We start from the raw sequence: 18,517 nt of genomic DNA on the forward strand, positions 1-18,517 counted from the left end.
ATCGCGCAACGCGCCCGCCCACCGCGCGTCTGACCGGGTGGAGCGGTGCAGGGGAGCGCCGCGGGAGTGGGGGAGTCGAGATGAGCGCTGTCTGGTACAGAATCGTGGTGATCGCCGCCGTGCTGGTCGGCCTGGCGGCCTGCGGGTCGGCACCGCCGCACCCGGCGACTACGCCCGCGTCCATGGGAGCGGTGCCTGCGGCGGCGCCACCCGGCACGACGCCGCGCACCGCCACCCCGGCGGCCGCGGCCACCCACGCGATCGAGCCCGGCGAACCGGCCGACGCGGCGGACCTGCCGCGCTGCACCTCCGGCGAGCTGGCTGCCACGCTCGGCGAGGGCGGCGCGGCAGCGGGATCGGTGTACCGGCCGCTCGTGTTCACCAACACCGGCAGCCGCACCTGCGAGCTGCGCGGTTTCCCCGGCGTCTCGTACGTGGCGGGCGACGACGGCCACCAGGTCGGGCCCGCGGCCGCGATGACGGGGGAGCGCGGCGGCCAGGTGCCCATCCCGCCGGGCGGCACCGCGCAGGCCCAGCTGCGGCTCGCGAACGTGCAGAACTTCGACCCGGCCGACTGTGCGCCCGTGCCGGTCCGCGGCCTGCGCGTCTACCCGCCCGGCGACACGGCGTCGCTGTTCGTGCCTGCCGAGGGCACGGGCTGCAGCGCGCCGCCCCCGGGCGACCAGCTGTCGATCGGGACGATCACGCCGTAGCGGAGGCGAGCTCACCGAAGAACTCGATCGTGCGGGCCCGCTCCGCCGCCGGACCCACCGCGCAGAGCTGCACCTCGGTCGCGCCCGCGTCGGCGAAGCGCCGCACGGCCTTCTCCAGCTCCGCCTCGGTGCCGGCGAGGATCGTGTCCTCCGGGCCGGCCAGACCCGCCTGGTCGAGCGAGCGGCGGTAGCTCGGCAGGTCGCCCGCTACGCCGAACGCCGACGCGACGTGGGCACGGGCCGCCTCGGGGTCGTGCGTGACCGTTGCGATCACGCCGACGACGACCTGGGGGTCGGGCCGGCCCGCAGCGGCCGCCCGCACGGCGGGCACCACGTGCGCGGCCACACCGCGGGCATCCGTCCACGTGGTGATCACGCCGTCGGCCTTCTCCCCGGCCAGCCGCAGCATGCGCGGACCGTGCGCGGCGAGCAACAGCGGCGGCGCCGGTGCGCCGGGCGCGGTCAGGCCGCCCACCGCTGTGACCGTCTCCCCGTGCACCTCGACGGGCTCCCCACCCAGGGCGGGCCGCAGCACGTCGACGTGCTCCTCGACGTGGCGCCCCGGCCGGTGCCAGGGCAGGCCGAACCGGCCCTCGACGATCGGCTGGTGGCTCGGCCCGATGCCGAGCGTGAGCCGGCCCCGCACCGCGGCCTGCGCGGTGAGCGCCTCAGCGGCCAGCGTGAGCGGGTGGCGCGACCAGGTCACCACCACCGCCGTCCCCAGCCCGATCCGCGGTGCGCGATCACCCACCGCGGCGATCGCCGTCAACGGCTCCCAGCCGGTCCGCTGCCCGAACCACGCGCGGGCGAACCCCCGGCGCTCCGCGTCCACGACCTCCTCGACCACCTCCGGCAGCGGCTTCTCGTCGTCGATCCACAACCCGATCTGCATGCACCCAGTCCAGCCGCCGCGCCGGGATGGATCAAGGAGCGATCCGCGCGCCCACCGATAAGAGCGCGTGATGGATCCGGGTGGTAGAGAAGGGGAGTGGAGGTACGCCAGCTGCGCTACTTCGTGGCCGTCGCCGAGGAGCTGCACTTCGGGCGCGCCGCCGAGCGCCTGCACGTCGCGCAGCCCGCCGTGAGCCAGCAGATCGGCCGGCTCGAACGCGAACTCGGCGTGCGGCTGCTCGCCCGCACCTCCCGGCGCGTCACCCTCACCGGCGACGGGCAGCGGCTGCTCGAGGAGGCGCGCGCCGCCCTCGCCGCCGTCGACCGCGTGCGCGCCGTTGCGGCCGCACTCGGCGCCGGACACTCGGCGGTGCTGCGCGTGGGCACCACGCCGGGGGTGGGGCCGCGCCTGTCGCGGGCCGCGGCGGCGTTGCGCGCGGACGTCCCGGACCTCTCCCTCGCCCTCGTGGACGGCACGGTCACCGCACACCTCGCGGCCCTGCGTTCCGGCGAGCTGGACATCGCGCTCGTCCGCGGCACCGTCGCGGCCCGCGACCTGCAGGTCACCCAGGTGTGGCACGAGCCGCTGCAGGTGCTCCTGCCCGCGTCGCACCCGGCCGCCGCCGGCCCCACTTTGCCGATCAGCGCGCTCGCCGACCTCACGCTCCGCCTCCCCGACCCGGCCACCGACCCCGCGCTGCACGACGCCGTGCGGGTGGCCTGCGCCGCCGCGGGCGTCGCCGTGCACACCGGCCGCGAGGTGCGCTCGCTCGAGGACGCGGCCGTCGAGATCGGCATGAGCAGCCAGGACGCCACGGTCGTCTGCGGGTGCACGGACGCCGCGCCGATCCCGGGGGTCACCCTGCGGACGCTGGAGCCGCGCGTGGAGGTGCCGGGCACGTTGCTCACGCCACCCACCGCCCCCGCCTGCCTGGACGCGCTCGTGACCGCGCTCCGGTGATCTCTGCGGTGATCGCTACGGTGGCGCGATGGTGATCACCCGGGACCTGCGGCTGCCGGACGGGCGCGACCTGCGCGTGCACGACACCGGCGACGGGGACACCACGATCGTCTGGCACCACGGCACGCCGCAGACCGGCGCGCTGTACGAGCCGCTGCTCGCGATGGCCCGGGAACGCCGGGTGCGCCTCGTGTCCTACGCCCGCCCGGGATACGGCGGGTCCACGCCGCAGCCGGGCCGCAGCGTGGGGTCCACCGCTGCCGACCTGGTGCAGGTGGCCGAGGCCCTCCTGCTCGACGGCTTCGCCGTGATGGGCAGCTCGAGCGGCGGGTCGCACGCCCTCGCCTGCGCCGCCCTCCTGCCCGAGAGGGTGACCGGCGTGGCGTGCCTCGCCGCGGTGGCCCCCTTCACCGGCGACGAGTCCTGGTTCGCCGGCATGGCCGACGACGCCGCGCTGCGGGCCGCCACGCGGGGGAGGACCGCCCGGATGCGGCACGCCGAGCGCCGCGAGTTCGACCGCGCCACGTTCACCACCGCCGACCACGCGGCGCTGGCGGGCACCTGGGCGGCGCTGGGCGACGACGCGGGCACGGCCGGGCGGGCCGGGCCCGACGGGCAGGTGGACGACGACGTCGCGCTCGTGACCCCGTGGCACGCCGACCTGGCCGTGGTGGAGGCCCCGGTGCTGCTCGTGCAGGGGGAGGGGGACCGGGTGGTGCCCCCGGCGCACGCACTGCAGCTCGCCCACGAGCTCCCGCAGTCGGAGCTGTGGTTCCGGCCCGACGACGGGCACATCTCGGTGCTCGACGCCTGCGCCGGCGCGATGGACTGGCTGCTGCGCGTGGCGGACTCGAGGGCTCCCAGCCCATGATCGGCGAACCGGCGCGTTTCCCGACGGGGTGCGTCGGGTTTCGCGCCGGAACGACGATCATGCTCCCGGGCGGGCGGCCGGTGCCGCGTGCGATCAGCGCGGGCCGCACACCGGGGCTGTCACAGCCGCCGTGAGGTCCTTCTCGGGCGGGTTGGTCGAACCGGGAAGCACGTCCCAGCGCGCACAGCGACAGCCTCTGGGATCGCTCGTCTAGACCTCGACCGGCTGCCCGTCGGCGTCGAGCTGCAGGGGCAGGCCCCACATCGGGAAGAGCGTGTCGACGTCGAGGAACGCCGTGTAGCCCGCGATGAGGCCATCCCTGATGGCGAGCACCTGCAGCGCCCAGGCGTAGTAGCCGTCGCCCTCCGGCTTGGGCCGCCACTGCGCGAAACCTGGCATCCCGTTGGCCGTGACCGGCTTCATCTTCGAGCCCCGGCACGGCGCACCCGGCCCGATCCACCACTTCAGGATCTCCTCGGGGCCCTGCAGCCAGATGTCGAACGGCGGCATGTTGAGGATGGCGTCCTGGTGCAGGAGGCTGACCAGCTCTCCCACGTCGTAGCGCTCGAACGCGTCGGCGTAGCGGGCGAGCAGCTCCTGGTGGTCGGCGTCGAGGTCGCCGTCGAGGGCGGCGTTGTTGGCCGGCTGGGCGAGCGCCTGCTCGGAGAGGGTGGCGCGGGCGCGCTGCAGCGCACTGTTGACCGAGGCGACGGTGGTGCCGAGCAGCTCGGCCACCTCGGACGCCTTCCACTGCAGCACCTCGCGCAGGATCAGCACCGCCCGCTGGCGCGCGGGCAGGTGCTGCAGCGCCGCGACGAACGCCAGCCGCACCGACTCCTTCGCCACGGCGAGCTCGGCCGGGTCGGCCGCCGCGGGCAGCACCCGCGCGTCGGGGATCGGCTCGAGCCAGGAGATCTCGGGCTTCGGCGTGGGCGCCGGGTCGTCGGTGTGGGCGGCGGGGCCGAAGTCCATCGGCGTGGCCCGCCGGTTGCGGCTGTCGAGCATCGTGAGGCAGACGTTCGTGGCGATCTTGTACAGCCACGAGCGCAGCGACGACCGGCCCTCGAACTTGTCGTAGGAGCGCCAGGCCCGCACCATCGTGTCCTGCACGGCGTCCTCGGCGTCGGCGCTCGAGCCGAGCATCCGGTAGCAGTAGGCCGTGAGCTCGACGCGGTGCTGCTCCCACGCACCGGATGGCGCATCGGCGGTGACGGTCATCGGTTCCCCTCTCTCGCGCGACGCAGCCTAGAACGGGCGACCGACAATACCGAGCGGGTGGCGCGAAACCGGCGGGAAAGGTGCGAATTTCAGGCTGCGGTCTCAGGCAGCGGCGCGACCCACGTGCCGGTCCCGCCCGGCGAGCACCCCCGCCACGCCCTGCGCCACGAGCAGCACCGAGAGCACGAGCAGCGGCACCGTCCAGCCCCCGGTCAGGTCGCGCAGCGCACCGACGGCGAACGGACCCGCGGCGGCGAGCACGTACCCGGCGCTCTGCGCCATGCCGGACAGCTGGGCGGCGTGGGCCGCGTCGGGCGCGCGCAACGCGACGAGGGTGAGCGCGAGGCCCAGCGCGGCGCTCTGGGCGAAGCCCAGCAGGACCATGGCCACCACCTCGACGCCGATCGGCACCAGCACCCCCAGCAGCCCGACCGCGGCGATGGCCGTGGTGACGGCCACGACGCCGCGCTGGCGCGGGCCGCGGGTGGCGAGGACCGGAGCGACCATCGCGCCCGCGACACCGGACACCGTGGCGAGCGAGAGCAGCCAGCCGGCCACCACCGGGTCGTACCCGCGCTCGATGAGCATCGCGGGCAGCCAGGCCGTCACCGCGAAGTAGGCCAGCGACTGCAGCCCCATGTAGAGCGTGACCTGCCAGGCCAGCGCGTCGCGCCACAGCCCCCCGACGCGCACCGCCCCCACCCGGGTCGGGCGGCCCGCGCGGCGCACGTGCGGCAGCCAGCACAGCAGGGCGGCCACCGCGAACAGCACCCACGACGCGAGCGCGCCCCGCCACCCGAGCCCCGCGACCTGCGCGATCGGCATCGTGAGGCCCGCGGCGACGGTGCCACCGCAGGCGATCGCCATCGTGTAGAGGCCGGTCATCATCCCGGTGCGGTGCGAGAAGTCGCGCTTGATCAGGCTCGGGAGCAGCACGTTGCACACGGCGATCGCCGCGCCGAGCAGCACCGTGCCCGCGTAGAGCGCCGGGAGCGGGCCGCTGGAGCGCACCAGGAACCCGACGATCAGCAGCACCAGCGCCACCAGCAGCGCCCGCTCGATCCCGAGCCGGCGGGCCAGCGGCGGGGCCACCGGGGCGAGCAGGCCGAAGCACAGCACGGGCAGGGCGCTGAGCACGCCGGCCGCGGTGGCGGACAGCTGCTCGGCAGCCTGGATGTCTGCCAGCAGCGGCGCCACCCCGACGACCCCGGTGCGCAGGTTCGCCGCGGCCAGCACGATCGCCGCGCCCATCCACACCGCCGACGAGGGCGCGAGCCGCGAGGCCCGCGTGGCGGTGGCCTCGACGCTCACGAGCCGCTCCGCTCGCTGCGGGCCATGATCGTGCGGGCGGCCTCGAGGTAACGGTCGGCCGCCGCGCGCGCCGCGTCCGGGTCGCCCGCGACGATCGCCTCGGCGAGCTCCTCGTGGCCGGGGAAGGCGGCGGGGTCGTCGTCGTGCTCGTCGATCTCGCTCACGGTGTGCTGCAGCGCCTCCGAGAGGCCCGCGTACAGGTCGATGAGGACCGGGTTGCCGGTGGCCGCGACCACCGCCCGGTGGAAGGCCACATCGGCCGCGGCGAACGCCGACCGGTCCGTCCCGGCGCAAGCGGCCCGCCGGGCCTCCAGGGCAGCACGGATCGCGACGACATCGGCGTCGGTGCGGTGCAGCGCCGCGGCGGCTGCGGCGTCGCGCTCCAGGCTGGTGCGCACCGCCAGGACGTGCTCCACCCGGGTGCGCCGAGCGCGGCGCAGGATCGCGGCGCCGAGATCGCTGGTGGCGCGCACGTACGTGCCGTCGCCGCGGCGCGGCTCGAGCAGACCGGCGTGCTCCAGGGCGCGCACGGCCTCGCGCACCGTGTTACGCCCGACGCCCAACGCGGCCACCAGCTCCGGCTCGGGCGGGATCTTGGTGCCCACCGCCCACTCGCCGGAGGCGATCAGCGCCTCGAACTGCGCCACCACCTCGTCGTACAGCCTGCCGGGCCGGACCGCCGTCAATCCCACCAAAACAACCTAACATCCCATGTTTCACGGCCGCGTAGCGTGACGCCGTGGCGATCATCCACCGAGCGTCCATCACGCCGACGAAGGCCGAGCTCATCGCGGCCTGGCTGCCCACGCGGGCCTGGTCGGGCGGCGCGGGCACCGTCGACCTGCTGGGCGCGTACCGCTTCGACGACCCGGCGGGGGAGGTGGGCATCGAGGCCCACCTGGCCCGCACCGAGCGGGGAGACGTCCTCCACATCCCGCTGACCTACCGGGCAGCCCCGCTCGACGGCGCCGACCGCCACCTCGTCGGCACCATGGTGCACAGCCACCTCGGCCGCCGCTGGGTGTACGACGGCTGCGCCGACCCGGTGTGCGTGGCGGCGCTCGTCACGGCCATCCGCACCGGTGGCCGCGAGGCCGAGGAGTGGGTCCACGCCGACGGTGCACCGGTGCGGCGCGAGTCCACGGCGTACGTGACCGGCTCGGGCGCTCCGGGCGCCGAGGTGCCCGACGTCGGCGTCGTGGCACCGATCGACGGCCCGGCGGCCACGGACGTCGGCGACCTCGTCGTGCTGCGCGTCATCGGGAAGGGTTCGGGCGCGGTCGACGGCGAGACGCTCACCGGCACGTGGGTGGGGCAGGACGAACCGGTGATCCTCGCGCACCTGGGTGGGGGCGCCGGACAGCGAGAGCGGTAACGGACACCTCTCGACGGACCCGAGTGGGGTTCGGCGCGCCGCACACACGGGGTGGAGTGGGCACACAGCGCCTGCGATGTGTGCTGTCCCGACTCGATGTGTGCGGTGCCCTTCCGACCTCAGGCCTTGCGGCGACGTGCGGAGGCGTGGTCGAACCCCGCGGCCTCAGTACCCCTGACCGGGGCGGACTGCCGCTGCAGCCGCGGGAGCAGGCGGGCGACGTCCTCCAGCAGGAGGTCGACCATCTCGCGGCCGGTGCCGTTGCGCACCACCACGCGCAAAGCGGCGAGGTCCTCGAGGCCAGGACCTCATCCCTGGCGGGCGAGGTGCACGTCCCGTCATCGCGCGACCGTGCAGCCACCGTTCACCGGCATTCGTCGGCGCGGCGGAGGTGTCCGAGATGTCCCACGTCCAGGGCCGAGAAGCGGCGGCCGGCGAGGCTCGGCCGACGCTGACCGTCGACGAGCGCGCCGAGCTCGAACGGCTGCGGCAGGAGAACCAAGCGTTGCGTGCGCGGCCGACGCCGCCCACGCGGCGGCGGGTCAGGTGGCGGTCGGTGGTGGCCGCCGTGCTGCTCGTCCTCGGTTGCGCGCTGGCGCCGGTGGCGCTCGTCGCGGTGTGGACCCGCAGCCAGCTCTCCGACACCGAGCGTTTCGTGGCGACCGTCGAACCGCTCGCCCATGACCCCGAGGTGCAGCAGGCCGTGACGAACCGCGTGACGGCGACGATCTTCGAGCACGTCGACGTGCAGAGCCTGGCGAACGAGGCGATCACCGCGCTCGGGGCGCAGGGCCTGCCGCCGCCACTGGTCGACCGGCTGCACGGCTTCGCCCCGACGATCTCGGCTGCGACCACGAACTTCGTCCGGGACAAGGTCGGTGAGCTGGTGGCGAGCCCGCAGTTCGCGGCGGCGTGGGACCAGGCCGTCCGGGTGGCCCACCAGCGGGCCGTGACCGTGCTGTCGGGCGAGGGGCAGGCCGTCGTTCGGGGCGACACGGTGTACCTGGACCTCGGTCCGATCATCGACGTGGCCAAGCAGCGGCTGAGCGCCGAGGGCCTGACCGTCGTCGACCGGATCCCCGAGGTGCACCCGACGATCCCGCTCTTCCCGGCCGACAACCTGGTGCGCGCGCAGACGGCCTACGCCGCACTGGGCACCTTCGCCACCGTGCTGCCGTGGATCGTCCTGCTGCTCCTCGCGGTCGGCGTGTACCTCGCGAAGGCGCGGATGCGGGCGGTGGTCGCGGCCGGGCTGGGCGTCGCGCTGGCGCTGCTGGTGTTGGCCGCAGGGCTCCTCGTAGCGCGCAGCCTGTTCGTGGGCGCCGTCCCCCCGGCCGGTGCGCCGGCCGCCGCATCCGCATTCGACATCATCGTGAGCTCCCTGCGCACCGCCGGGCGGTCGCTGCTCGTTCTCGCGCTGGTCGTGGCGCTGCTCGCGTTCCTGGCCGGCTCGTCGCCGACCGCGGTCGGCATCCGCCGGTGGGCCACCGGACTGTTGCACCGGATCCGGCTCGGCTCGTCGTCCGGCCCGGTCGGACCCTGGGTGGGCGCGCACCTGCGAGGCCTGCGCATCGCGGCGGTCGCTCTGGCCGCGCTGTGGTTCGTGCTCCTCGACCATCCGACGGGGGTCACGATCGTGATCATCGCCGCGGTGTTGCTCGTCGTTCTCGGGCTGATCGAGGTCTTGGGCCGTGCGGGCGCGGCGGGGGAGCCCGTCACCGGAGTCGACGCGAACGGGTGACCGCTGTCGAGGAGTGCCATCCGGCGCCACTCGGGGAGGGGCCGATCGATCGAGTCGCTACAGCTCGTCGTCCCAGTCGTCGTCCGTGTCGACCGGCGGGAACACCTGCTGGTCGCCGATGCTGATGTCCAGCGGCACCTGGTCGTCGATCAGCCGGGAGTCGGGGATCCCGTCGATGTCGACCCGGACGTGGAACCGGCCGTCATCGTCCCACCACGCCGACACGACACCCCCGCCGGTCTCGATCCTGGGTATCCGTCCCATCGCGCTCAACCCCGCTCCGCTCACCGCTCCAGCTCCTCGCTCCGCCGCCCATCGGGTTCGACGAGCATCGGGAGGCGATGCGCGGCGGTCGTCATGCGCGATGGGTGAATGCCGTCACTCGTCGCGGCCGTCCTGGTCGTCGGGCGACGACGCGAACAGGAGCAGATGCAGCTCACTCCCGTTCAACTGTCATAACTTCGATTATCGGCTCAACGAGGCGTTATGCGTCCTGCGCGGTCAGGCAGTCAGTTCGTGCCGCGCGCCCACACACCGACTCTGGTGCTCGCACACCGACTGCAACCGGTGTGTCAGCAACACAACCGGTGTGCGAACCCCGGACACCCGTGATCTGCGAACCTCAGCAGCCTCTGGGAACCGACATCGCGAGCACCCGGCGCCACCAGGCGGCGACGCCCTCCAGTCGTCCAGTCGTCCCGGCAGGTCCGGAACTGTCATAACGTCTTCCTCACAGGTCGAGCACGAGCCGCTCGGAGCTGGCCCGGGACACGCACGGCAGGATCCGGTCCCCCGCCGCGCGCTCCTCGTCGGTGAGCACGGAGTCGCGGTGGTCCGGGGTGCCTGCGAGGACGGCGAGCTCACAGGTGCCGCAGGTGCCTTCCTCGCAGGAGGTGAGGATGTCCGCCCCCGCCTCCACGAGCACGTCGACGATCGACCGGCCGGCGGGCACCACCAGCTCCTCGCCACTCGCGGCGAGCGCCACGACGAACGCGGTGTCGACGGCGTCGGCGATCTCCCTGGGGCTGAACCGCTCCGTGCGAAGTGCCAGTCCGCGGGCCGCGCACGCGACCTCCGCGGCGGCGATGAGCGGCTCGGGCCCGCAGCAGTAGATGGCCGTTTCGGGCGGTGCCGGGTCGAGCGCGGCGGAGAGGTCGATCAGGCCGTACTCGTCCTGGGGAACCAGGTTGACACAGTCCCCGCCGAGGTCGTCGACGTCGGTGAGCTCGGCGAGGTAGGCCATCGACGCGCGGGTGCGGCCGCCGTAGTGCAGCGTCCACGCCGCGCCGGAGGCCGCCACCCGGCGGACCATCGGCAACAGCGGGGTGATCCCGATGCCGCCTGCGAGGAACACGTAGCTCCCGGCGGGCTCGAGTGGGAAGTGGTTGCGCGGCCCGCGCAGCGCGATCTCCTCTCCCACCTCCAGGCGGTCGTGCAGCCACGCCGAACCGCCGCGGCCGTCGGCCTGCCGCAGCACCGCGATCCGGTAGGTGGTGCGGTCGGCCGGGTCGCCGCACAGCGAGTACTGGCGCACCATCCCGCTCCCCAGCACGACGTCGACGTGTGCCCCGGGCTCCCACGCGGGCAGCTCGCCCCCGGCGACCGGGTGCAGAGCGAACTCGACCACGTCCTCGGCGGGCGCCGAGCGCCGGCCGACGACGGCGCGCACCTCGGTGCCGGTCACGGGGCACGCTCGGGGGTGAACGCCACCGGCAGGGAGTGGTGGGTCATCAGCGAGCCGCCGACGAGGCCGCTCTCGACCGGGTCGCCGGCCGGCCGCAGGTCCGGAAGGCGGTCGAGGAGCCGGCCCAGCGCGATCCGCAGCTCGGCGCGGGCGAGGTGCTGGCCCTGGCAGACGTGCGTCCCGGCGCCGAAGGCGACGTGCCGGTTGCGGGTGCGGCCGCGGTCGAACGCCTCCGGGGCGGGGAACTCCCGCGGGTCGCGGTTGGCCGCGGCGAGGTCGAGCAGCACGCGTCCGCCCTCGGGGAGGTCCCGGTCGCCGACCCGCACGGGGCAACGCAGGGTCCGGGCGAACAGCTGCAGCGGGGTGGTGAGCCGCAGGCTCTCCTCGATCACCCGGGCCAGGCCGCGCCGGTCGGCGCGCAGCTCGTCCTGCAGGCCGGGCTCGGTGAGGACGTGCCGGATGAGCCCGCCCAGCGCGGACCCGGTGGAGTGGTGACCGCCCACGATGTAGGCGAGCAGCAGACCGGTGGCACCGGCCTCGTCGATCACCTTGCCCTGCACGACGCCGGTCGCCATCTCGGTGAGGAGGTCCGCGCGCGGGCGCTCCTGCCGGTCGGCCAGCCAGCGCTGGGTGGTGGTGTGGAACTCGGCGTACCGCGCGGGGAACTCGACGGAACCCATCGCGGCGTAGAGCGCGGCCGCGATCCCGCGCGCCCGGACGGCTTCGTACTGGTCGAGCCCGATCATCCGCCCGATCACGATCGCGGGCAGCGGTTCGGCCAGCTGACCGACGAGGTCTGCCTCGCCCGCGCAGGCGAACTCGTCGATCAGCAGGTCGACGACCTCGGTGATCACCGGCTCGAACGCCTTCACCGCGCGCGGCGTCAGCGGACCGTCGAGCACGCGGCGCCACTCCGCGTGCTCCGGATCGTCGAACTCCAGCGCCGGGACGGGTGGGAGCGTATTGGAGGGGATCTTCACGCCGTCGGCGGAGGAGAAGGACGCCGGGTCGGTCAGCGCGCCTCGGACGTCCGCGTAGCGGGTGAGGTAGTCGAACCCGCCGTGCCGGTCGCTGTGGACGATCGGGCAGGCCTCGCGCATCTCGGCGTGGGCCCGGCGGACCTCGGCGGCGGAGAGGGTGCCGTCGAGGTGGTCGAAGGCCTGGTCGGTGGTGGTCACGGGCGACTCCTTCGTCTGCGCTCGCGGGTCCACCCAGCGTCACGCCCGCCGCGTGGGGGATCTATCCACCTCGCGCAGCGCTGTCCGCGGCGCGCGACGCGCGCAGGGTGGTGGAGGGGCTGGTGCCGTAGCGGCGCCGGTAGTCGCGGGCGAACCGGCCCAAGTGGGGGAACCCGCACGCCAGGGCCACGTCGGCCACGGTGCCCGCGGCGTCCGCGGCGTCCGGGGCGGACAGGGCCCGGTGGGCACGCTCGAGCCGCAGGTCGCGCTGGTAGCCCGTGAGGGAGGTGCCGAACCGGCTGCGGAAGCCCTCCTGCAGCGTGCGCAGCGAGACCCCCGCGTGCCGGGCGAGCTCCTCGGGCCGCAGCGGCGGCACGGGATCGTCGGCCAGCGCGTCCGCGGCGACGCCGGCCGCCCGGTAGCCGCGGGCGCCGCCGCCGCGCACCATCGCCTCCGCGCGGTCGTGCGGCTGGGCCAGCAGCAGCGCCGTGACCAGCATCCGTTCGAGTTCGAACCCGGTGCCGGCGGGCAGGAACCCGCTGTCGAAGCGGTCCACCGCCGACACCGCCAGGCGCAGGGCGGCGATCCAGGCCGCGTCGTCCGGCGCGGTCAGCGCGAAGACCGGTCCGGGCGCGGGTTCGGCGCCGAGCCGGGTCCAGGCCCGTTCGACGACCGTGCGGGGCAGCTTCGCCGCCACCTGCGCCGTGCCGGGTGCGAAACGCAGCCGCAGCCGCTCCCCCGGCGAGATCACGCAGGCTCGCCCCGCCCGGACCCGCGCGGTGCCCGCCGCCTCGACGTCCATGCCGCCGCTGAGGACGAGCAGCAGCGTGTAGTACTCCATCGGGACGCGGGCGGTGACGTCGGCCGCGCCGTCGTAGAGCGCGGAGAGCAGCGTGGAATCGCCGATCCCGACGGCGTGCAGCCGGGAGCCGAACTCGTGGGGCCGGCCGGCCCGCAGGCGGTGGGCCGACATCACTTGCCCGGCCGCCTCCTGCGCCTCGTCGAGCGCGGTGGTCTGCAGGCGGACGTGCCGGCGCAACGGCAGCACCGTCATCGCGGTTCGGGGCCCAGCCCCTCGGCGAGTTCGCGCAGCCGGCGGCGGTCGATCTTGCCGACCTGGCTGACCCGCGGCATCTCCGCCAGCACGACGAGCCGTTCCGGCCACTTGTACTTGGCGACCTCGAGCCGTTCGAGGTGCACGCGGACAGCGGCGAGGTCCAGCGGCGCACCGTCCCTGGTGACGACGAACGCGCAGGCCCGCTCGCCCAGCCGCGGGTCCGGCATCGCGACGAGCGCCGCGTCCGCGACGACGGGGTGGGACGCCAGGAGCAGCTCCACCTCCTCGGTGTTGATCTTCTCGCCGCCTCGGCTGATCATGTGCTTGATCCGGCCCTCGACGGTGTAGCAGCGGGCACCGCCGATGACGCGCTCCGCCATCAGGTCGCCCGTCCGGTAGAACCCGTCGGCGGTGAAGGCGCGGCGGTTGTGCTCGGCGGCGTCGTAGTAGCCGCGCAGGGTGTAGGGGCCGCGGGTGCACAGCTCCCCCACCTCCCCCGGTGCGACCTCTTCCTCGGTGCCGGGCTCGTAGAGGCGGATCTCGTCGGCGTCCGAGATCGGCACCCCGACGCTCCCGGCGCGGGCGTCGAGGGGGTGGTCGAGCGGGGTGGTCAGGCACAGGCCCTCACTCATCCCGAAGATCTGGCCCGCCCAGACCCCACGCGACTCCAGCACGTCGACGTGGCGCCGTGGCACCTTCTTCCCGCTGAACAGCACCCGCCGCAGCGTCGGCGCGGCGGCGAGCCCGTCGTCGAGCGCGACGTCGTAGGCGAAGGGGCCGAGCAGGATGTCGGTCGCGCCGTGGCGCGCGACGAGCTCGATCGCGGCGTTCGCGTCCGGCGTGCCGAGGACGAGGGTGGCGCCGACGCTGTGCGGGCCCTGCAGGCCGATGATCACGCCCGCGTTGTGCACGATCGGCATCAGGAACGCGATGCGGTCACCCGGGCCCCAGCCCATGGCGCGGGCCAGGCTCACGCCGTAGAGCCAGTACGGCGCCTGCAGGCACGGGATCACCTTGGGCACGCCCGTGGTGCCGCCGGAGAGCTGGAACGCCACCGGTGACTGCATCTCGAGGCCGGCCTGGACGCCCTCGACGAGGCGGCGGGCCTCGGCGGGGTCGATGTCGTCGCCGAGCCGGTCGAGCTCGACGGCCCGGGGGTCGGTGGCGGGCCCGTCCGAAACCAGGACGGTGCGCTGCGTGCCCTCCGCCTGCTCGAAGGCGAAGGCGACCAGGTCGAAGCGGGGGTCGGCGGCCGCGACGAGGTGCGCGACCGGGTTCGTCTGCCGGGCGATCTCGGAGATCTCGTGGCCGCGGTGCAGCGGGAGCGTGCACACCGGGACGAGGCCGGCCTTGAGCAGCGCGTACCAGGCCACCACGGTGTGGAGGGTGTTGTGCACCTGCAGCAGCACTGCGCCGCCCGGCGCGAGGTCGAGCCGGTTGAGGCCCGCGGCGCGCAGGTCGGTGACGCGGTCCAGCTCGGCGAACGTGAGGCGGTCGGAGCCGCAGACCACGGCGTCGCGGTGCGGGTGGCGCTGTGCGATCGCGTGCAGGTGCTGGGCGATCGTCACGGGTTCCCACAGGCCCTCGCGGACGTACCGGGCCTCGACCTCGGGTGGATAGCGGACGACCTTCGTGTCGGAAGCGAGCGTCATCGCACGTCTCTCTCGTCGGGGGGTCAGCGCAGGTCGCGCTCGTAGCCGAGCACCACGTCGCGGTTGTGTCTGCGGAACTCCCGGTAGGAGACGCGGCCGGTGCGCATGAGGTACTCGATGGCGAACTTCGTGGGGTGGGTGATCGTGCGGCCGGGCAGGCCCTCGTACCAGTCGATGCTGCGCTTGGCCGCGGCCTGGAAGGCGTCCGCGACGGGCTTGCGGGTGCGTTCGAACTCCTTGAGCCCGACCTCGACGTCCCAGCCCGAGCCCGCCAGCGCCTCGGTCAGGTACACCGCGTCCCGCATGGCGAACCGGGTGCCGGAGCCGATGGAGGGGTGGACGGTGTGCAGCGCGTCGCCGATGAGGACGAGGTTGCGGTGGGTCCAGTGCGCGCACCTCAGGAACGTGGTGCGGAACCACGGCGAGTGGTTGCTCCTCAGCGGGGCACCGTCGAGGTCCTCCGCGAACAGCTCCTCGCACAGCGCGCGGGACTCGTCCTCGGTCATGCCGGCGAACCCGAGCCGGTCGAACGTCTCCTGGCCGACCTCGACGGTGAAGTTGCTCATCGCGTCGGAGAACTGCGAGGCGTGGCTCATCAGCAGGCCGTGGTCGCTGTTGCGCAGGATGATCGAGGGTGGGAACGGCTTCGGGGTGCCGTACCAGGCCAGCCAGTTGGTTCCCGGCTCCTCGTGGGGGGCGAGGTGCTCGGCGAAGCGCTTGCGGGTGCGGCTGTTCACCCCGTCGGCGCCGACCACCAGGTCCCACTCGTCCAGCTCTTCCTCGGTCGGCTCGGCGGCGGTGGCGTGCTCGACGTCCACGCCGGCCTCCCGGGCGATCCGCTCGAGCGAGGCCAGCAGGGACCACCGGGCGTTCAGGTGGCTGCGCCCGACGTTCACCGGCACGCCGGTGCCGTCGAGGCCCAGCACCATCTGTTCGTGGCTCATCCCCGCGGTGAGGGCGTCGACGACGTCGGGCGCGGCGGGGCGCAGCGCGGCGGCGGCGCTCTCGCTGAACGCCACCCCCCAGCCGTAGGTCACGCCCGGCGGGTTCTGCTCCCGGACGTGCACCGTGGCGGACGGCACGGCCCGCTGCGCGAGCAGGGAGAAGAACAGGCCGGCCGGTCCCCCGCCGACCACCAGGATCCGCATGCTCACCGTCCGCCTCCCCGCCAGAGCGCGGCCTGTCGCGCCACGCGCTCGCCGAGCGCGGCAGCGGTGCGCAGATCGCTGTCCTGCATGCCTTCCAGCCCCTGGTCGGAGTTGGACTGGGCCATCGCACCCGCGTACGCGCCGAGGCGGTTGAGCGCCGCGTCGGAACCGGTGCTGCGCCCGTTGCCGTCCAGCAGCCCGAGGCCGATCCAGGCCATCCCGTGCTGCATCGCGAACAACCAGAGCTGGGTCAGGGTGTTGAGCTTGTCGCCGGAGTGGCCGCTGGAGTTGGTGAAACCCGCGGCGATCTTGCCCTTCCAGCCCTGCTCCAGCCAGATCGTGGAGCTGGCCTCCATGAACGTCTTGAACACGGCCGACCCGCTACCCATGTACGTCGGCGTGCCGAAGATCAGCGCGTCGCAGTGGTCGAGTTGCCGGGGGTCGCCCGCGACCTCCTCGGCGAAGCGGAGGGCGACGTCGGCGCCGGGGACCGAGGCCGCGCCCTCCCCCACGGCCCGCGCCTGGGCCGCGGTGTGGCCGAAGCCGCTGTCGTAGACGATGGCGATGGTGGTCATGCGGGTCACCTCGTTCCGTGTGGTGGCGCGGTGTCGAACCGGTCGGCGATCCACGGGGCGACGTGCGCCGAGGCGGCGGCGTACCCGGTCGGCTCGCCCGCGGCCACGGGCTGGCCGAAGTGCTGGCCGCGCACGACGTGCCGGGTGGTGTCGGTGGTGGCGAGCGCGGCGGCCATCCGCTCGCCTGCCTGGGGCCGCGCGGCCTGGTCCCCGCTGAACTCGAGGTACAGGGTCGGGACGTGCACACCCGCCGCGCAGCGCACGAAGTCGGCGTTGGTGTGGTTCGCCGACCAGGTCGACAGCCACGAGTCCGGCGTGGTCAGCCTGCCGAAGCCGACCAGCCCGTAGTTGATCAGGTCGGGGCGGTGGCCGAACAGCGATCCGTAGTGCCGGTCGTTCGGGTCGATCGACGGGTCGACGTAGGCCGGATCGGCGTCGGTCCGGTACGTCGTGATGATCCGCGGGGCGAGCGCCGCGCGGCGGTCTGCCGGGTCGTGGCTGCGGCTGAACCGGGCCCTGGCCCGCGCGGCGTCCGCAGCCAGCTCGATCGCCCGCGCGTCGATGCGGGCGATCCGCTCGGCCTGCGCCGCCCGGTAGGTCGCGAGGAAGTCCGCGGAGTACCGGCTGGGCTCGGGCGGCGGCGCGAACCCGTTGCGCGCCGCGTACATGTCGAGGTCGGGGTCCACCGACATCGGGTCCAGCTCGTCGGTGACCGACGGGTCGATGCACTGCCGCAGCACCTGCCCCTGCCCCGGGTGCGGGGCCAGGAAGATCGCGCCGTCCGGGAGCGGCATCCGGGTGCCGGGCAGCGGCACCGGGCGGCCGGCCGGGGTGACGTCGATCCGGGTCTCCGGTTCGAGGGCGGCCTGTTCGATGTAGAACGCCGCCAGGGTGCCGCCGCCGGAGTGGCCGAAGACCAGTACGGAGGCGAACCCGCGCTCCCGCAGGAACACGTGGCCCGCCGCGGCGTCGAGCAACGCCTGCTCGTGGACGAGCGCGATGTCGTTGTTCGGAGATCGGGCGCCCTGCGTCCACACCGACACCCCGGCCGCCAGGAACAGCGGGATCATCGGGTGGTGGGTCATCGACTGCCGCGGGTGCATGACCGTGACCACGGTGTTGGCCCCGTCGAGGGCGTGCAGCACACCCTCGACCTTCGCGCCGTCCGCGGTGGTGAGCTGGTGGGTGCTGGTGGTGGCACCAGCGGGAACGGCGGCGGTGTCGACGTCGCGTCCCGCCCCCAGCCGGTCCACGGCGATCGGGCTCACGGCCGGTCCCCCGGGGTCGGCTCGACCACGAGCTCGGCCTTGTCCCAGCGCACGACCCGGCCGCCCTCGACCGCCGCCACCGAGCTGTACCAGACCGCGTTGCGGCACCCGGTGGCCCCGCGCTCGATCCGGATCTCGTCGGCGGCCTCGACCTCGAGGTACGGGCCGCGGCGGCGCACCGTGGTGTCGGGGTCCTTGCTCGCCACCTCGGCGAGCGGGCGGAAGTCCTCGACGTCGAGGACGTAGAGGGTGGTCACGCGAACGTCACCAGCTCGGCCTCGCCCGCGTACCGCTCCGCGATCAGCGCCGCCTTGCGGGCGAAGAACTTCTCCAGCGTCGGGTCCTCCTCCCCCGCCACGGCCATCAGCGCCTCGACGCTGACGTTGGCGTCGATGTCGTCCTCGGGCGTGATCGCCCGCAGCGGGCGGGTGATCTCCATCAGGTAGCCGTTGGGGTCGGTGACGTAGATCGACTCGACGGTCTCGTGGCGCACCTGCAGCTCACAGGGCCAGTCGCTGGCATCGAGCCGGCGCCGGTACTCCAGCAGGTGCTCCTCGGAGTCGACGTGGATCGCGAGGTGGCGGGCCCGGTGGAGCAGCTCCGGGATCGCGGTGTCCCGGTAGGGCTCGACGCCGAAGTAGTAGAAGAACGCGAGCCGATCACCGTTGCCGATGTCGAAGAAGAAGTGGATGAAGTCGGGGTGGTCGCCGGGCCCCCAGCCGAGCGCGCAGGTCGCGTGGACCACCGGGAACCCCAGCACGTCGCGGTAGAAGGTGATCGTGGCGCGCGGGTCGAACGTCGGGTACGCGGCGTGGTCGACCCCGCGGACCGTGTGCGCGAGCGGGTCCCGCTCCGGGGATGGCTGGGCGGACAT

At 74.1% G+C, this 18,517-nt stretch carries 20 protein-coding genes; 5 read left to right on the forward strand and 15 right to left on the reverse strand.

The genetic code is table 11. The features are described from left to right. Positions 1-80 precede the first annotated feature (80 nt). A complete protein-coding gene (locus ACFPL3_RS32795; protein WP_343943419.1) occupies positions 81-713 on the forward strand; it encodes a DUF4232 domain-containing protein in 633 nt (210 codons plus the stop codon). Here the strand turns inward: ACFPL3_RS32795 and ACFPL3_RS32800 are convergent. Continuing rightward, positions 703-1,605 carry a TIGR03564 family F420-dependent LLM class oxidoreductase gene (locus ACFPL3_RS32800; RefSeq protein WP_379590054.1) on the reverse strand — a complete coding sequence of 301 codons (903 nt, stop codon included), beginning with the start codon at positions 1,603-1,605 and terminating at the stop codon, positions 703-705. The two genes, ACFPL3_RS32795 and ACFPL3_RS32800, sit on opposite strands and share 11 nt — an antisense overlap. A 96-nt stretch (positions 1,606-1,701) precedes the next feature. Between ACFPL3_RS32800 and ACFPL3_RS32805 the strand changes: the two genes are divergently transcribed. Further along, positions 1,702-2,565, forward strand: a complete 864-nt coding sequence (locus ACFPL3_RS32805; protein WP_343943418.1) for a LysR family transcriptional regulator — start codon at positions 1,702-1,704, stop codon at positions 2,563-2,565. A gap of 28 nt (positions 2,566-2,593) precedes the next feature. Next, positions 2,594-3,436 (forward strand): alpha/beta fold hydrolase, encoded by an 843-nt coding sequence (locus tag ACFPL3_RS32810; RefSeq protein ID WP_343943417.1) that lies wholly within the window; start codon positions 2,594-2,596, stop codon positions 3,434-3,436. A 210-nt stretch (positions 3,437-3,646) separates the two neighbouring features. On the opposite strand, the gene ACFPL3_RS32815 is transcribed toward ACFPL3_RS32810, so the two are convergent. The 3 genes from ACFPL3_RS32815 to ACFPL3_RS32825 all read right to left on the reverse strand — a co-directional run bounded on the left by ACFPL3_RS32815 (position 3,647) and on the right by ACFPL3_RS32825 (position 6,657). Next, the gene (locus ACFPL3_RS32815; RefSeq protein WP_343943416.1) at positions 3,647-4,654 is read right to left on the reverse strand and encodes a sigma-70 family RNA polymerase sigma factor; all 1,008 of its coding nucleotides are present in this window, start codon (positions 4,652-4,654) and stop codon (positions 3,647-3,649) included. A gap of 102 nt (positions 4,655-4,756) precedes the next feature. Then, the gene (locus tag ACFPL3_RS32820) at positions 4,757-5,965 is read right to left on the reverse strand and encodes a CynX/NimT family MFS transporter (RefSeq protein ID WP_343943415.1); all 1,209 of its coding nucleotides are present in this window, start codon (positions 5,963-5,965) and stop codon (positions 4,757-4,759) included. Further along, the gene (locus ACFPL3_RS32825) at positions 5,962-6,657 is read right to left on the reverse strand and encodes a FadR/GntR family transcriptional regulator (protein WP_343943414.1); all 696 of its coding nucleotides are present in this window, start codon (positions 6,655-6,657) and stop codon (positions 5,962-5,964) included. The genes ACFPL3_RS32820 and ACFPL3_RS32825 overlap by 4 nt, the downstream gene beginning before the upstream one ends. Before the next feature lie 47 nt (positions 6,658-6,704). On the opposite strand from ACFPL3_RS32825, the gene ACFPL3_RS32830 reads away from it, so the two are divergent. Then, positions 6,705-7,340, forward strand: a complete 636-nt coding sequence (locus ACFPL3_RS32830) for a CG0192-related protein (protein ID WP_343943413.1) — start codon at positions 6,705-6,707, stop codon at positions 7,338-7,340. 119 nt (positions 7,341-7,459) lie between these two features. Here the strand turns inward: ACFPL3_RS32830 and ACFPL3_RS32835 are convergent, their stop codons facing one another. After that, positions 7,460-7,621 carry a hypothetical protein gene (locus tag ACFPL3_RS32835; protein WP_379590058.1) on the reverse strand — a complete coding sequence of 54 codons (162 nt, stop codon included), beginning with the start codon at positions 7,619-7,621 and terminating at the stop codon, positions 7,460-7,462. Positions 7,622-7,740: 119 nt separating this feature from the next. On the opposite strand from ACFPL3_RS32835, the gene ACFPL3_RS32840 reads away from it, so the two are divergent. Continuing rightward, a complete protein-coding gene (locus ACFPL3_RS32840) occupies positions 7,741-9,081 on the forward strand; it encodes a hypothetical protein (RefSeq protein WP_343943411.1) in 1,341 nt (446 codons plus the stop codon). Positions 9,082-9,138: 57 nt separating this feature from the next. On the opposite strand, the gene ACFPL3_RS32845 is transcribed toward ACFPL3_RS32840, so the two are convergent. The 10 genes from ACFPL3_RS32845 to ACFPL3_RS32890 form a co-directional block, all read right to left on the reverse strand. Next, positions 9,139-9,345, reverse strand: a complete 207-nt coding sequence (locus ACFPL3_RS32845) for a hypothetical protein (RefSeq protein ID WP_343943410.1) — start codon at positions 9,343-9,345, stop codon at positions 9,139-9,141. A 466-nt stretch (positions 9,346-9,811) separates the two neighbouring features. Continuing rightward, the gene (locus tag ACFPL3_RS32850; RefSeq protein ID WP_343943409.1) at positions 9,812-10,765 is read right to left on the reverse strand and encodes a PDR/VanB family oxidoreductase; all 954 of its coding nucleotides are present in this window, start codon (positions 10,763-10,765) and stop codon (positions 9,812-9,814) included. Then, positions 10,762-11,943, reverse strand: a complete 1,182-nt coding sequence (locus tag ACFPL3_RS32855) for a cytochrome P450 (protein ID WP_343943408.1) — start codon at positions 11,941-11,943, stop codon at positions 10,762-10,764. Before ACFPL3_RS32855 ends, ACFPL3_RS32850 begins: the two co-directional genes overlap by 4 nt. Positions 11,944-12,004: 61 nt before the next feature. After that, positions 12,005-12,997 carry an AraC family transcriptional regulator gene (locus ACFPL3_RS32860; RefSeq protein ID WP_379590061.1) on the reverse strand — a complete coding sequence of 331 codons (993 nt, stop codon included), beginning with the start codon at positions 12,995-12,997 and terminating at the stop codon, positions 12,005-12,007. Further along, positions 12,994-14,652 carry an AMP-binding protein gene (locus tag ACFPL3_RS32865; RefSeq protein ID WP_343943405.1) on the reverse strand — a complete coding sequence of 553 codons (1,659 nt, stop codon included), beginning with the start codon at positions 14,650-14,652 and terminating at the stop codon, positions 12,994-12,996. Before ACFPL3_RS32865 ends, ACFPL3_RS32860 begins: the two co-directional genes overlap by 4 nt. Positions 14,653-14,675: 23 nt before the next feature. Continuing rightward, on the reverse strand, positions 14,676-15,800 hold the full coding sequence (locus tag ACFPL3_RS32870; RefSeq protein ID WP_343943426.1) for an FAD-dependent monooxygenase: 1,125 nt from the start codon (positions 15,798-15,800) through the stop codon (positions 14,676-14,678). 2 nt (positions 15,801-15,802) lie between these two features. Then, positions 15,803-16,375: a flavodoxin family protein gene (locus ACFPL3_RS32875; protein ID WP_343943404.1), complete on the reverse strand. Its 573-nt coding sequence runs from the start codon at positions 16,373-16,375 to the stop codon at positions 15,803-15,805. Between the two features lie 5 nt (positions 16,376-16,380). Continuing rightward, positions 16,381-17,643 (reverse strand): alpha/beta hydrolase, encoded by a 1,263-nt coding sequence (locus ACFPL3_RS32880; protein ID WP_343943403.1) that lies wholly within the window; start codon positions 17,641-17,643, stop codon positions 16,381-16,383. Then, complete coding sequence (locus ACFPL3_RS32885; protein ID WP_343943402.1) at positions 17,640-17,900, reverse strand: hypothetical protein; 261 nt, start codon at positions 17,898-17,900, stop codon at positions 17,640-17,642. Before ACFPL3_RS32885 ends, ACFPL3_RS32880 begins: the two co-directional genes overlap by 4 nt. Further along, a complete protein-coding gene (locus tag ACFPL3_RS32890) occupies positions 17,897-18,517 on the reverse strand; it encodes a VOC family protein (protein WP_343943401.1) in 621 nt (206 codons plus the stop codon). The genes ACFPL3_RS32885 and ACFPL3_RS32890 overlap by 4 nt, the downstream gene beginning before the upstream one ends.

Source organism: Pseudonocardia zijingensis (genome assembly GCF_042657305.1).
Taxonomy (GTDB): Bacteria; Actinomycetota; Actinomycetes; order Mycobacteriales; family Pseudonocardiaceae; genus Pseudonocardia; species Pseudonocardia zijingensis.

What these genes read in the sequence shown, in the direction of transcription:
- ACFPL3_RS32795 (WP_343943419.1), top strand. Translation starts at nt 81, where the DNA reads ATGAGCGCTGTCTGGTACAGAATCGTGGTGATCGCCGCCGTGCTGGTC.
- ACFPL3_RS32800 (WP_379590054.1), bottom strand. Translation starts at nt 1,605, where the DNA reads ATGCAGATCGGGTTGTGGATCGACGACGAGAAGCCGCTGCCGGAGGTG.
- ACFPL3_RS32810 (WP_343943417.1), top strand. Translation starts at nt 2,594, where the DNA reads ATGGTGATCACCCGGGACCTGCGGCTGCCGGACGGGCGCGACCTGCGC.
- ACFPL3_RS32815 (WP_343943416.1), bottom strand. Translation starts at nt 4,654, where the DNA reads ATGACCGTCACCGCCGATGCGCCATCCGGTGCGTGGGAGCAGCACCGC.
- ACFPL3_RS32840 (WP_343943411.1), top strand. Translation starts at nt 7,741, where the DNA reads ATGTCCCACGTCCAGGGCCGAGAAGCGGCGGCCGGCGAGGCTCGGCCG.
- ACFPL3_RS32845 (WP_343943410.1), bottom strand. Translation starts at nt 9,345, where the DNA reads ATGGGACGGATACCCAGGATCGAGACCGGCGGGGGTGTCGTGTCGGCG.
- ACFPL3_RS32860 (WP_379590061.1), bottom strand. Translation starts at nt 12,997, where the DNA reads ATGACGGTGCTGCCGTTGCGCCGGCACGTCCGCCTGCAGACCACCGCG.
- ACFPL3_RS32865 (WP_343943405.1), bottom strand. Translation starts at nt 14,652, where the DNA reads ATGACGCTCGCTTCCGACACGAAGGTCGTCCGCTATCCACCCGAGGTC.
- ACFPL3_RS32870 (WP_343943426.1), bottom strand. Translation starts at nt 15,800, where the DNA reads ATGCGGATCCTGGTGGTCGGCGGGGGACCGGCCGGCCTGTTCTTCTCC.
- ACFPL3_RS32875 (WP_343943404.1), bottom strand. Translation starts at nt 16,375, where the DNA reads ATGACCACCATCGCCATCGTCTACGACAGCGGCTTCGGCCACACCGCG.
- ACFPL3_RS32890 (WP_343943401.1), bottom strand. Translation starts at nt 18,517, where the DNA reads ATGTCCGCCCAGCCATCCCCGGAGCGGGACCCGCTCGCGCACACGGTC.